12 protein-coding genes are annotated in these 12,323 nt (G+C 63.6%); 7 read left to right on the forward strand and 5 right to left on the reverse strand.

The features are described from left to right. Nucleotides 1-35 precede the first annotated feature (35 nt). The 4 genes from ELS24_RS09740 to ELS24_RS09755 all read right to left on the reverse strand — a co-directional run bounded on the left by ELS24_RS09740 (nucleotide 36) and on the right by ELS24_RS09755 (nucleotide 6,173). Nucleotides 36-2,654 (reverse strand): TRAP transporter permease, encoded by a 2,619-nt coding sequence (locus tag ELS24_RS09740; protein ID WP_127183965.1) that lies wholly within the window; start codon nucleotides 2,652-2,654, stop codon nucleotides 36-38. Between the two features lie 118 nt (nucleotides 2,655-2,772). Continuing rightward, complete coding sequence (locus tag ELS24_RS09745) at nucleotides 2,773-3,777, reverse strand: TAXI family TRAP transporter solute-binding subunit (RefSeq protein ID WP_127183966.1); 1,005 nt, start codon at nucleotides 3,775-3,777, stop codon at nucleotides 2,773-2,775. A 51-nt stretch (nucleotides 3,778-3,828) separates the two neighbouring features. Next, nucleotides 3,829-5,175, reverse strand: coding sequence for an aspartate aminotransferase family protein (locus ELS24_RS09750; protein ID WP_127183967.1), 1,347 nt, complete (start codon nucleotides 5,173-5,175; stop codon nucleotides 3,829-3,831). Between the two features lie 47 nt (nucleotides 5,176-5,222). Next, the gene (locus ELS24_RS09755) at nucleotides 5,223-6,173 is read right to left on the reverse strand and encodes a MurR/RpiR family transcriptional regulator (RefSeq protein ID WP_050449089.1); all 951 of its coding nucleotides are present in this window, start codon (nucleotides 6,171-6,173) and stop codon (nucleotides 5,223-5,225) included. Between the two features lie 260 nt (nucleotides 6,174-6,433). Here ELS24_RS09755 and ELS24_RS09760 point away from each other — a divergent pair, with 260 nt between their 5' ends. The 6 genes from ELS24_RS09760 to ELS24_RS09785 all read left to right on the forward strand — a co-directional run bounded on the left by ELS24_RS09760 (nucleotide 6,434) and on the right by ELS24_RS09785 (nucleotide 11,363). Further along, on the forward strand, nucleotides 6,434-6,985 hold the full coding sequence (locus tag ELS24_RS09760; RefSeq protein ID WP_050449099.1) for a MarR family winged helix-turn-helix transcriptional regulator: 552 nt from the start codon (nucleotides 6,434-6,436) through the stop codon (nucleotides 6,983-6,985). Then, nucleotides 6,982-7,542, forward strand: coding sequence for a diaminobutyrate acetyltransferase (gene ectA, locus ELS24_RS09765; protein ID WP_050449090.1), 561 nt, complete (start codon nucleotides 6,982-6,984; stop codon nucleotides 7,540-7,542). The genes ELS24_RS09760 and ectA overlap by 4 nt, the downstream gene beginning before the upstream one ends. A 123-nt stretch (nucleotides 7,543-7,665) precedes the next feature. After that, the gene (ectB, locus tag ELS24_RS09770; protein WP_050449091.1) at nucleotides 7,666-8,973 is read left to right on the forward strand and encodes a diaminobutyrate--2-oxoglutarate transaminase; all 1,308 of its coding nucleotides are present in this window, start codon (nucleotides 7,666-7,668) and stop codon (nucleotides 8,971-8,973) included. Further along, nucleotides 8,970-9,374 carry an ectoine synthase gene (locus ELS24_RS09775; protein ID WP_050449092.1) on the forward strand — a complete coding sequence of 135 codons (405 nt, stop codon included), beginning with the start codon at nucleotides 8,970-8,972 and terminating at the stop codon, nucleotides 9,372-9,374. The genes ectB and ELS24_RS09775 overlap by 4 nt, the downstream gene beginning before the upstream one ends. A gap of 16 nt (nucleotides 9,375-9,390) precedes the next feature. Further along, nucleotides 9,391-10,317, forward strand: a complete 927-nt coding sequence (thpD, locus tag ELS24_RS09780) for an ectoine hydroxylase (protein WP_050449093.1) — start codon at nucleotides 9,391-9,393, stop codon at nucleotides 10,315-10,317. A gap of 173 nt (nucleotides 10,318-10,490) precedes the next feature. After that, nucleotides 10,491-11,363: an MOSC domain-containing protein gene (locus tag ELS24_RS09785; RefSeq protein WP_127183968.1), complete on the forward strand. Its 873-nt coding sequence runs from the start codon at nucleotides 10,491-10,493 to the stop codon at nucleotides 11,361-11,363. A gap of 34 nt (nucleotides 11,364-11,397) precedes the next feature. Here ELS24_RS09785 and sugE read toward each other — a convergent pair whose 3' ends face one another. Continuing rightward, nucleotides 11,398-11,715, reverse strand: a complete 318-nt coding sequence (gene sugE / locus ELS24_RS09790; RefSeq protein WP_046803706.1) for a quaternary ammonium compound efflux SMR transporter SugE — start codon at nucleotides 11,713-11,715, stop codon at nucleotides 11,398-11,400. Nucleotides 11,716-11,926: 211 nt separating this feature from the next. On the opposite strand from sugE, the gene panD reads away from it, so the two are divergent. Then, entirely contained in the window at nucleotides 11,927-12,295 is a 369-nt protein-coding gene (panD, locus tag ELS24_RS09795; protein WP_050446262.1) for an aspartate 1-decarboxylase, read from the forward strand. The last annotated feature ends 28 nt before the right edge of the window (nucleotides 12,296-12,323 follow it).

A 12,323-nucleotide genomic window follows, 5' to 3' on the forward strand; every position in this document is an offset into this window, starting at 1 on the left:
ACCACACGCGCAGGCTGATCGCACAGGCAGCTTGATCACACCGCACGGGCGCGCAAGCGGCCCACCGCCGCGCCGCCATCGCGCCGGCGCTGCCGCATCCACAGGGCCGCCAGCAACAACACCGCCGGCAGGTAGACCCAGTAATCCGACCAGCGCCGCGGGTTCGGCGCCTTCACTTCGACGACGTCCCAGCCTTGTTCCCAGCCGGAACGTTGAGTGCGGCTGCCAAAGCGCACGCCGCCAATCTGGGTTTGGTCGCCCAGGCTCATCAGCGTCAGCCCGGCTTCCGCCAGACGGCGGCGGCCCGCGTCGGGCGCGTCGGCCCCTGTCTTCAGAGCGGGCAACGCCACCGCGACCGTCTTGGTCAGTTCATCGCCCTCCAGATTGATGCCGCGCAGTACCACGGTCAGGCGGCCGTTGTCGGGCATGGCGGCGGCAATCGCCTGCATCTCGGTGGCCGGGCGGCTTTCGTACTGCGGCGCGAAGTGGTCCATGAACCAGTCGGGGCGGAACAGCATGAAGGTGACCAGCAGCAGCACGCCCACTTCGGCCCACGTGCAGCGCGTGCGGAACCACCGCATGGTGGCCGCGGCGAACGTCAGCGACGCCAAGGTGGCGCCTGCCACCACCAGCGCCAGTTCCCAGCCGTAGTTGACGTCGATCAACAGTAGCGCGGGGTTGAACACGAACATGAACGGCAGGATGGCGGTGCGCGCGGCGTAGGTCACGCCCTGGATGCCGGTCTTGATCGGGTCTTCGCCAGAGATGGCCGCGGCGGCAAAGGTTGCCAAGCCCACGGGTGGGGTGATGTCGGCCATGATGCCGTAATAGAACACGAACATGTGCACGGCAATCAGCGGGATCACCAGGCCGCTTTGAGCGCCCAACTCCACCACGACGGGCGCCATCAGCGTTGCCATCAGGATGTAGTTGGCCGTGGTGGGCATGCCCAGCCCCAACACCAGGCAGACCAGCGCGGTGAAGACCAGCATCAACAGCACATTGCCCATCGACACCAGCTCCACGAAGGCAGTCATGCGCAGGCCCAGGCCGGTCAACGTGATGGCGCCCACGATCAGGCCGGCGGTGCCGCAGGCAATCGCGATGCCGATCATGTTGCGCGCGCCGTCCTGCAGGCCGCCGATGGCGTCGTGCCAACCTTGCCGCCAAGCAGGAGCCGCGTCCTGTTTGCGGAACCGGGCGATCAGCGGCCGTTGCGTGACCATCTGGAACAGCATGGCCATGGCGGCCCAAAAGGCCGATAGCCCGGCGGACAGCTCTTCCACGCTCAGGCACCACACAAGAATGCCGATGGGGATCAGGAAATACAGCCCCGCGCGTACCGTGGGCCAGGGCTGCGGGCGCACGGGGTGATTGATGTCGATGTCTTGCGGCAGGTCGGGATGGGCGGCAGCAATGCGCAGCAGCCACACGTACAGCGCTGCCAGCAGCGCCAGCAACACCCAGATGGCGGCCGCGCCCGTCACGGCCTGTACGCCGGTACCTATCCAGTAAGCCGCGCCCATCACCAGCAGCGTGCCGCTGATGCCCATGCCCCAGCCCGCCAGCTTTTGCAGCGGTGTGCGCGACGGGCCTGCCGCCATCATGGGCTGGATGCCCAGCTTCAGCGCTTCCAGATGGACGATGTAGAACAGCGCAATGTACGAAATCGACGCGGGCAAAAGGGCGTGGCGGATGATGTCGGTGTACGGAATTCCCACGTACTCGATCATCAGGAACGCCGCCGCGCCCATCACGGGCGGCATGATCTGGCCGTTGACCGAAGACGCCGTCTCAATCGCGCCCGCCCGCACGCCGCCGTATCCGGCCTTCTTCATGAGCGGAATGGTGAAGATGCCGCCGGTGACCACATTGGCCACCGACGATGCGGACACCAGCCCGTTCACGGCCGAGGACATCACCGCCACCTTGGCCGGCCCGCCGCGCAGGTGGCCCAGCAGCGCGAACGAGACCTGCATCATGTAGTTGCCCGCGCCGCACTTGTCCAGCAACGAACCGAGCAGCACGAAGATGAAGATGTAGGACACGGATACGCCCAGCGCCACGCCATACACGCCTTCTGTGGTCAGCCACATGTGTGACATCAGGCGTTCCAGCGACGCCCCTCGGTGCGCCAGCACGTCGGGCAGCCAGGGGCCGGCCAGCGCGTAGGCCACGAACACCAGGCCCAGCACGGTCATGGGCAGGCCAAGCGCGCGGCGCGTCACTTCCAGCAGCAGCGCCAGGCCCACGACGGCGGTGCCCACGTCCATGGGCGTGGGCTGGCCGGGGCGGCCCGCCAGTTCGTTATAGAAAACATAGAGATAGCTGCCGCAAAAGCCAGCCGCCAAGGCCAGCACCCAGTCAAACCAGGGCATGCGGTCACGCGGTGAGCGTTTGCGGGCCGGGTAGGCCAGATACCCCAGGAACATGGCCACGCCCAGATGCAGGGCGCGCGCTTCGGTGTCGTTGAAGATGCCCCAGTTGAACGAGAAAGGCAGCGGCGATGCGTACCAGAGCTGGAAGAACGACCACGCCAGCGCGCCCGCGGCCAACGTGGCGCCGGCGATCCCGCCCGCGTTGCGGCCGCCGCGGTCGACATCAGCGACAAGCTGTTCCAGGTCTGGGGCCGACGTGTGCGGCGCTTTGGTCATGAATTTCCCCTACGTGTCATGGCGCGCGTCGCCTGGGCGGCGCGCGCTGATTCCCGGCGCGCGGCCATCGCACGCCGGCAAGGCCTTGAAGTGGGCCTGTCATCAAGCAGGCTGCTTCTTAAAGCAGCCCTTTTTCCTTGAAGTACTTTTCAGCGCCCGGATGCAAGGGGGCCGACAAGCCGTTCTTCACCATGTCGGCGGGCTTCAGGTTGGCGAATGCCGGATGCAGTTTCTTGAAGTCGTCGAAGTTGTCGAACACCGCCTTGACCACGGTGTAGACGGTGGCATTCGGCACGTCGGCCGACGTCACAAACGTGGCGGTTACGCCGTACGTCTTGGTCTCGTTGGGGTTGTTCGGATACAGGCCGCCCGGAATGGTGGCGTAGGCGTAGTAGGGGTACTTCTTGACCAGCGTGTCCACCGCCGGGCCGGTCAGTGACACCAGTTTCGCGCCGCAACTGGTGGTGGGGTCCTGGATGTTTGCCGAAGGGTGGCCGACGCCGTAGAAGAAGCCGTCGATCTTGCCATCGCAAACCGCCGAGCCGTGCTCGTCCGGGCGCAATTCCGACGCCAGCGCAAAGTCCTTCATCGTCCAGCCCATCGTGGCCAGCAGTTCTTCCATCGACGCGCGCGTGCCAGAGCCCGGGTTGCCGACGTTGAAGCGCTTGCCCTTCAGGTCTTCAAAGGTCTTGATGTTCGCGTCCTTGCGCGTCACGACCGTGAACGGTTCGGGGTGGATCGAAAATACCGAGCGCAGCTTGGTGAACGGGCCCGCCTGCTTGAACTGCCCTTCGCCGTTGTAGGCATTGAAGCCGACGTCGGACTGCACGACGCCCAGATCCAGTTCGCCGGCCTTGATGGTGTTGGCGTTGAAGACCGATCCCCCGGTGGATTCAACCGAACAACGGATGCCATGCGAGGCCCGGTCCTTGTTCACCAGGCGGCAGATGGCGCCGCCCGCGGCGTAGTAGACGCCCGTGACGCCTCCCGTGCCGATACTGACGAACTTCTGTTGGGCGGCGGCGGGTGCCGGCGCCGTGGACAGCAAAGCCGTGGCAAGGCCCGCCGCGGCGAGCGTCCAGGCGTTGCGATGGCCCAATGGGTGTTTGACGGACGTGGTCATGCAAACTCCTTATGGGGTTTTTCCCCGTGAATTACCGGTCTTGGCCGGCGGTTAATGTGCCCCGCGCGCTTGTCCGATGGCGGCGTCGATGGCGCCTGCCAGGCGTTGCGTCAATTGATCAAGTTCGTCGTCGGAAATGATGAAGGGCGGCGCCAGCAGTACGTGGTCGCCCTGGCGGCCATCAATGGTGCCGCCCATCGGGTAGACCATCAGGCCCTGCGCCATGGCTTCGCGCTTGATGCGCGCATGCAGCGTCAGGGCCGGGTCGAAGGTCTGCTTGGTGGCCCGGTCCTGCACCAGCTCGATACCCATGAACAGCCCGCGTCCGCGGATGTCGCCCACATGCGGGTGCGCGCCCAGCGTTTGTTCCAGCCGCTGCCGCAAGCCCGCGCCTTGCTCGCGCACGCGCTCCAGCAGCTTGTCGCGGCGTATCACGTCCTGCACGGCAAGCGAGGCGGCGCAGGCAATGGCGTGGCCCAGGTAGGTGTGGCCGTGCTGAAAGAAGCCGCTGCCCTGCTGCATGGCGTCCACGATGCGCCGCTGCGCCATGACGGCGCCAATGGGCTGATAGCCGCCGCCCAGGCCTTTGGCGATGGTGATCAGGTCGGGCACGATGCCTTCTTGCTCTACCGCGTAGAGCGTGCCGGTGCGCCCCATGCCGCACATCACTTCGTCGGCGATCAGCAGCACCCCATGGCGGTCGCAGATTTCCCGCACGCGCCGGAAGTAACCCGGAACCGCCGTGACGGCGCCGGACGTCGCACCCACCACCGGTTCGGCCACGAAGGCCATCACGGTGTCCGGGCCGAGCCTTTCAAAGGTTTCCTCCAGTTCAAGCGCCAGGCGCTCGCCGTACTGTTCAGCGCTTTCACCGGCTTGCTGATCGCGATAGGCATAGCAGGGTGAGACGTGTTCGACGTCGATCAGCAAAGGCGCGAATTGCGCCCGACGCCAGGCGTTGCCGCCCACCGCCAGCGCGCCCAGCGTGTTGCCGTGGTAGCTCTGGCGGCGCGCCACGATATGGCGGCGCTGTGCTTGGCCGATTTCAACGAAGTACTGGCGCGCCATCTTCAAGGCGGCCTCGACCGCTTCGGATCCGCCCGACACGAAATATGCGTGCGAGATGCCTGCCGGCGCATCGGCCACCAAGCGCTCGGCCAGGCGTTCGGCGACCTCGGTCGTGAAGAAGCTGGTGTGGGCATAGGCCAGCGCGTCAATCTGGGCATGCATGGCGGCCTGGACGTCGGGATGGTTGTGTCCCAGGCAGGACACCGCCGCGCCGCCTGAGCCGTCAAGGTAGGCGCGACCGGCGCTGTCGTGGACCCACACGCCCTGGCCGCGTACGGCGACAGGCGGGGTCTGGCGTAGGGAGCGATGCAGGACGTGTGTGTGGCTCATGGGAATTCCGAGATGCGTGAAGGGACGTTAGGGCAAGGCAAGCGTGGTCAGGCGGGCCGCCGCGAGGCCGGCGCACTCCAATAGACCTTGTCGGCGTGCAGGCGCTCTTCGACTTCGGTCAGGCGGTTCAGTACGTCGGCGCCGCCACGGGCGGTCAGGCGGGCAATCAGGTGCTCGGCCAGGCCCAAGAGGCCGGCGGTGGTATGGAAGAACGAGCCGGGGCCCTGGCGCGCGGGCTGGGCTCGGACGCCGTCGCGGTCAGGAGGGGCGAACCGCAGCGTGTGGCGGGCTTCCACCGCCAAGGGCGACAGCGGGTCGTCGGTCAGCGCAATCAGCGCGACGCCGCGCTTCGCGGCCTGGCGGGCCAGTTGCACGGTGACGGTGGGGTAGGGGGCTTGGGAAATGACGATCAGCGCGTCGCCAGCGTCCAGGTTGTCGGCCTGCTCGGCGGGCGCCCCGCCCAAGCCATCAATCAGCACGCTGTTGCGGCGTACCAGTTGGTAGGCATAGCGCATCTGGAAGGCAATCCCAAACGCCGAACGGGTCCCCAGGAAACCGACCTGGCGCGCGTTCAGCAGGGTCTGGACCGCTGCATCAAATGCCGCGGCCGGATTCAGCGCGCACACCGAACTCACGGCCTGTATCTGGTAGTCCGTCAACACGTCATGGCCGGGAGCGGTGGGGTTGCTGGCGGGGACGCCCGCGGCAGCCTGTAAGGCGGCAGCTCGGTCTCGCAGACCGGGTTTGCCCTGACTCTGGCCGGCAAGGGCTTGTTGAAAAGGCTGACGAAATGCTTCATAGCTGGCATAGCCCAAGGCCCGCGCCAGCCGCAACATGGTCGCGGGCGCCACGCCCAGCGCCTGCGCCTGCCGCCGCATGGACCATAGGCCGACCTCTGCGGGATGCGCCACCACCCAATGGGCCGCGCGTTGCAATTCCGGGGGCAGATCCTCCAGCTTTTCTTGCAGAGTCGGGATCAGGTGGGAAGGCAGGGACATGGGGCGCATCGCCAAGCAAAAAACAAATGATATCTCTGAATATTTTTATAAAACATATGTTTTTTATTGGGAGTTTCCACTAGGGGTGGAGCGCGACGCCAAGCCCTTGATGCAACGGCATTAAGTCCAGTAATCCTGCTGCCATCTTCTGCAATTACGTGTTCATTTATTTACATCAGGCCTCCGATTTTTGTTTGACTCGAATAGATTGGGCGCATATGATTCGTGTAGAAATGAATTTGACCGAACCCTTTTCTTCCATGACCAACCCCGTGAACACTGATTCCACCCAGCAGTACGATCTGCGCATTTTGCGAGCCCTGCGCCGTATTACGCGATCGATCGCACTGCACTCGCGTCAGTTGTCCGCGGTCAGCCATATCACCGCGCCGCAGTTGATGTGCTTGCGCACGGTGATGGCCAACGGCCCGATGACGGCCACGGCCATCAGCCGCGAAATGCACGTGAGCCCCAGCACGGTGGTCGGCATTCTGGATCGTCTGGAAGACAAGGGTTTGATCCGCCGTGAACGCGGCCGCGAAGATCGCCGCATTGTTTTCGTCACCGCTACCGACGCGGGACGCGAACTGGCGCAAGGCGCACCATCGCCTTTGCAGAAACATTTGGCCGACGCATTGAACGCGTTGCCCGAACTTGAACAGGCCACCATCACGCTGTCGCTGGAACGCATCGTGGCGCTGATGGAGCAAGAGGGCCAGGCAGTCGCCGCGGAACCGCTCGGCGATGTTTCGTCGCCCATCCTAGAAGTGCCCACGGGCGGGGCACCCCCAGAATCAGGAATCGTTGCATGAAGAAAAACGAACTGGATACACCTACTCTCTCAAGTGCCGTGGCGCCGGCGGTTCGCGCGCAGACCCATACGATGCGTCTGCCCACCCGCAAAGACGGCGCCGCCATTCACCACCTCATTTCCGAGTGCCCGCCACTCGACCTGAATTCCCTCTACGCCTACTTGCTCCTTGGTGAGCATTTCAGCGACACCTGCGTCCTTGCCGAAAGTGCCGGCGGACGTATCGACGGTTTTATCTCCGCTTACGTGATCCCGACCCGACCCGACGTGTTGTTCGTCTGGCAGGTTGCGGTGCACGCCCGCGCACGCGGCCATCGCTTGGGCCGCGCCATGCTTCGCGAACTCCTGCAACGCAAGGGGCTCGAGCATGTTCGATATCTTGAAACCACAGTGGGGCCTGACAACCAGGCATCGCGCCGCAGCTTTACCGGCCTGGCCGGCGAACTGGGCGCTCACGTTTCCGAGCAGCCGTTCTTCGACCGGCAATTGTTTGGCGGCGCGGACCATGACGACGAGATGTTGTTGAGGATAGGCCCGTTCGCATTGCCCGCCCCTTAGGGCGAGCAACCCCAGCGGACTTATCGAAATACCGGGATGGCAGTACCTATCCGAATGCGTTTAATGCATCCGGAGGGATCGTGCCGTCTATTCAACTTATTAGATGAAAAGGGAGGATTACTCATGGACTTGAAGATCTTTGACCGGATGGAATCAGAGGTGCGGGGCTACATTCGGTCGTTCCCCGTGATATTCAGCCAGGCCAGAGGCTCGACGCTGATCGATGAGGAAGGCACCGAGTACATCGACTTCTTCAGCGGCGCCGGCACGCTGAACTATGGCCACAACAATCCTGTTCTCAAGGAAAAGCTGCTGGAGTATGTGCAGGCGGACGGCGTCGTCCACGGCCTGGACATGGCGACCAGCGCGAAGAAGCGTTTCCTGGAGACGGTGGATCGCGTGCTGCTCAAGCCGCGCAACTGGCAATACACGCTGCAATTCACCGGCCCCACCGGCACCAATGCCGTGGAAGCCGCGCTGAAGATCGCGCGCCAGGTCAAGGGCCGTTCCAACGTAATTTCGTTCACGCACGGCTTTCACGGCGTCAGCGGCGGTTCGTTGGCGGTGACCGCCAACATGAAGTTCCGCGAGGCCTCGGGCTATGCGCTGGGCAACACCACGTTCATGCCTTATGACGGCTACTTCGGCCCTGACGTGGACACCATGGCGTACCTGGAGCGCATGCTGGAAGATCCCAGCAGCGGCATGGACAAGCCGGCCGCCGTCATCGTGGAAACGGTGCAGGGCGAAGGTGGCGTCAACGTCGCGACGCTGCGCTGGCTGAAAGAGCTGGAAAAGCTGTGCAAACGCCACGACATGCTGCTGATCGTGGATGACATTCAGGTGGGCTGCGGCCGTACTGGCACGTTCTTCAGCTTCGAGGCCGCCGGCATCCGCCCGGACATCATCACGCTGTCGAAGTCGCTGTCGGGCTTTGGCCTGCCGATGTCGCTGGTACTGATGAAGCCCGAGCTGGATATCTGGAAGCCGGGCGCCCACAGCGGTACGTTCCGCGGCAACAACCTGGCGTTCGTCACGGCGACGCAGGCGCTGGAAACCTATTGGGCCAACACCGCCTTCACCGCCGACATCCAGCGCAAAGAGCGCCTGGTGCGCGACTGGCTGGAAAACCTGGTCCACAGCTATCCCAACGCCGGCCTGTCGGTGCGCGGCCGCGGCCTGATCCAGGGCTTGGTGTGCAACACCACCCCCGCGCTGGCCAACCGCATCGCGCAGCAGGCGTTCAAGAAGGGCGTCGTCATCGAGACCTCGGGCGCGCATGACGAAGTGCTCAAGCTGCTGCCGGCGCTGACGATCGAGGAAGAACTGTTGAGCAAGGGCCTGGACGTCATCGAAGCCAGCGTGGCTGAAGCGCTGAGCGAAGAAGGGCAGTCTGCCCGCATTCTGAAATTTGGAGGAAAACGTCAATGATCGTACGTAATGTCAAAGATGTCATCGGCACTGCCGACGAAGTCCGCACCGATACCTGGGTCAGCCGCCGCGTGCTGCTGAAGAAGGACGGCATGGGTTTTTCCTTCCACGAGACCACCATTTTCCCGGGCGGCCGCACTCACATTCACTACAAGAACCATCTTGAAGCGGTGTGGTGCATTGAAGGCGACGGCTCGATCGAAACCATTGCCGATGGCAAGAAGTACGACCTGGGCCCCGGCGTGGTCTACGCCCTGAACGAAAACGACGAGCACTGGCTGTGCGGTGGCAAAGAGCCGCTGCGCGTCATCTGCGTCTTCAATCCGCCGCTGACCGGCCAGGAAGTGCATGACAAAGAAGGCGTCTACGCCTTGCCTGACGCCGAAGCCAAAGCGGCTTGATAACAAGGAGGTTCGCATGATCTCACCTGCAAAGGATCCGTACGCCTCGCGTACGGACCGAGGTTCCGCCATCATCGCCCGCCAGGATCCGGTGGTTTACGAAGACGGCAAATACGCTGACGCCTTGTCCGGCGAACAAGTTGGGCAATACGAGCGCGACGGCTTCCTCTTGCTGGAAAACCTCTTCTCGGAAGAGGAAGTCCGTGCGTTGTCCACCGAGGTCGAACGCATGACGCGCGACCCGTCGATCATCCGGCGTGAGGAGTCCATCACCGAACCGGGCAGCAATGCCGTGCGTTCGATTTTCATGGTCCATGTGTTGAACCCCGTGCTGTCGCGCCTGGTGCGCGACCCGCGGCTGGTCAACGTGGCGCGCCAGATCCTCGGGTCCGAGGTGTACATCCACCAATCGCGCGCCAACATGAAGCCGGGCTTCAAGGGTAAGGAGTTCTATTGGCATTCGGACTTCGAAACGTGGCACGTCGAGGACGGCATGCCTTCCATGCGCGCGTTGAGTTGCTCGGTGCTGCTGACCGACAACAACGAGTGCAACGGCCCCTTGATGTTGGTGCCGGGTTCGCATCGCCAGTTCATCTCGTGCGTGGGTGAAACGCCCAATGAGCACTACAAGCAATCGCTGAAAAAGCAGGAATATGGGGTCCCTGACCCGGTCAGCCTGCAATTGCTGGTAGAGCAGGGCGGCATCCGCTCGATGACGGCCAAGGCGGGTTCCGTGGTGTTTTTCGACTGCAACACCATGCACGGCTCGAACAGCAACATCTCGCCGTGGCCGCGGGCCAATGTCTTCATGGTCTACAACAGCATGGAGAACACCCTGAACCCGCCCAAGTACGGCCTGACGCCGCGCCCCGAGCATATTGCGACGCGCAAGGGGTTCAAGGCGGTCACGCCGCTGGATACCTTGAAGCTGGTGGGCGGTTAAGCCCCGCCGCGTTCAGCCCAACGCCGTGCATTGACGGGCTGAACACGCCACACCGAAACCCGGGCCTTGCCCGGGTTTTTTCATGGCCGTCGGGCAGGCGAAAAATCGGCCGATGAAGGCCGGGCTCTCTGCTATTCTTGCGCGGATTCCCCTTACGCCCAACCGATGCCGCCATGTCCGCCCGTATCCTGAGCTTGCATATCTACCCGATCAAATCCTGCGCCGGCATCGACCTGGCGGAGTCGCCCATCGACCGGGCCGGCCTGGCGCATGACCGCCGCTGGATGCTGATCGGCGCCGACGGTCAGTTCATGACGCAACGTCAGTGGCCGGCGATGGCCCTGATTCGCACGGCGCTGACCTCCAGCGCGCTGCGTGTCAGCGCGCCCGGCATGTCCGATCTGGACGTGCCTTTGGATGGGTCGGGTTTGGAACCCGGCGCCCAAACCGTGGCGGTCTGGAGCGACACCATTTCTGCCCAGCAAGAAAGTGCCGAGGTCGGGAAATGGTTTTCCGAATTCCTAAAAACGCCGTGCCGGCTCCTCAAGGTGGACCGCGCCGCCGCGCGCAACGCCAAGCCCGACTGGGTCTCGCGCTGGGTAGACGCGCATCCCGACCTGGCCGACGCTTTCGTGGGCGAACACCATTTCGGCTTTGCGGACGGCTTCCCGTTGTTGATCGCCAATCAGGCGTCGCTGGATGACCTGAACGCGCGTCTGCAAGCCAAGGGCGTGGCGCCGGTGCCCATGGACCGTTTCCGCCCCAACATCGTTGTGGGGGGCGAATGGGAACCGTTCGAGGAAGACCATACGGCCATGATCACGGCGGCTGGCGTCAGGATGGCTTTCGTCAAACCATGCACCCGCTGCTCGATTCCGGATATTGACCAGCGCACCGCGCAGCAGCACGACGAGCCCGGGCGTACGTTGGCGGGCTATCGCAATCTTGAAATCGGGGTGGTGTTTGGCCAGAACGCCATTCTGGATGCGCCGGCTGGCGGGCGCCTGAAGGTGGGCGACGCGGTCGAGATCGAACTGGATTTCTGACCGGTCGCCGGGCTGGGGGTGGGTCTGAAGCCGGTTAGGCCGAAGACAGCTTCAAGCCTATCAAGCCCAGCACGATCAACGCCACGCTGACGATACGCATCCAACTGGTGGATTCGCCGAACAGCACGATACCGGCCACAAAAGCGCCCACGGTGCCTATGCCCACCCATACGGCATAGGCGGTGCCCAGCGGCAGGGTTTTCATGGCCACGGCCAGTAGCCAGACGCTGATGGCCATGCCGCCCGCGGTAATCAGGGATGGCCAGAGGCGGGTGAAGCCATGGGTGTATTTCAGGCCCACGGCCCAGACGATTTCGAACAGGCCCGCGAGCACCAGGATGATCCAGGTCATTGACGACTCCTCTTGTTGCGCTGCCGGCATTGCACCGGCAATAAGGGGTCGTCCCCGGATAAAAAACACCGGTCGTTTGACCGTGCGCGGCAACGGGCCGTCCCGCTGCGGCAAAAATTATAGAATACCGGCTTCCAACGGCAAAACCGGATGCCGGGTATCACCTTAGCTACACGTCGCGGACCGGACCGCGATCCAGGAAATTTTCATCATGCAACGCATCATGCTGCGGGCAAAGCTACACCGCGTCACGGTCACCGAAGCCGACCTTCATTACGAAGGCTCTTGCGGCATCGACGAAGACCTGCTGGACGCTGCCGGCATGCGCGAGTTCGAACGCATCGAACTCTACAACGTCACCAACGGCGAACGTTTCGACACCTACATCATCAAGGCGGCCCGCGGCAGCGGCGCCATCTCATTGAACGGCGCCGCGGCGCGCCGGGCGCAGGTGGGTGATCTGTTGATCATCTGCACCTACGGCCCGATGTCCGAAGAAGATTCCGCTACCCACAAGCCGCAAGTGGTGTTGGTGGACGACGCGAATCGCGTCAAGGAAATACGCAAGTTTCCGGCCTGACGCCGGCCCGAGCGCAGCGTCATCCTGG

Origin of the sequence: Achromobacter spanius (assembly GCF_003994415.1) — a bacterium.
GTDB lineage: Bacteria > Pseudomonadota > Gammaproteobacteria > Burkholderiales > Burkholderiaceae_B > Achromobacter > Achromobacter spanius_C.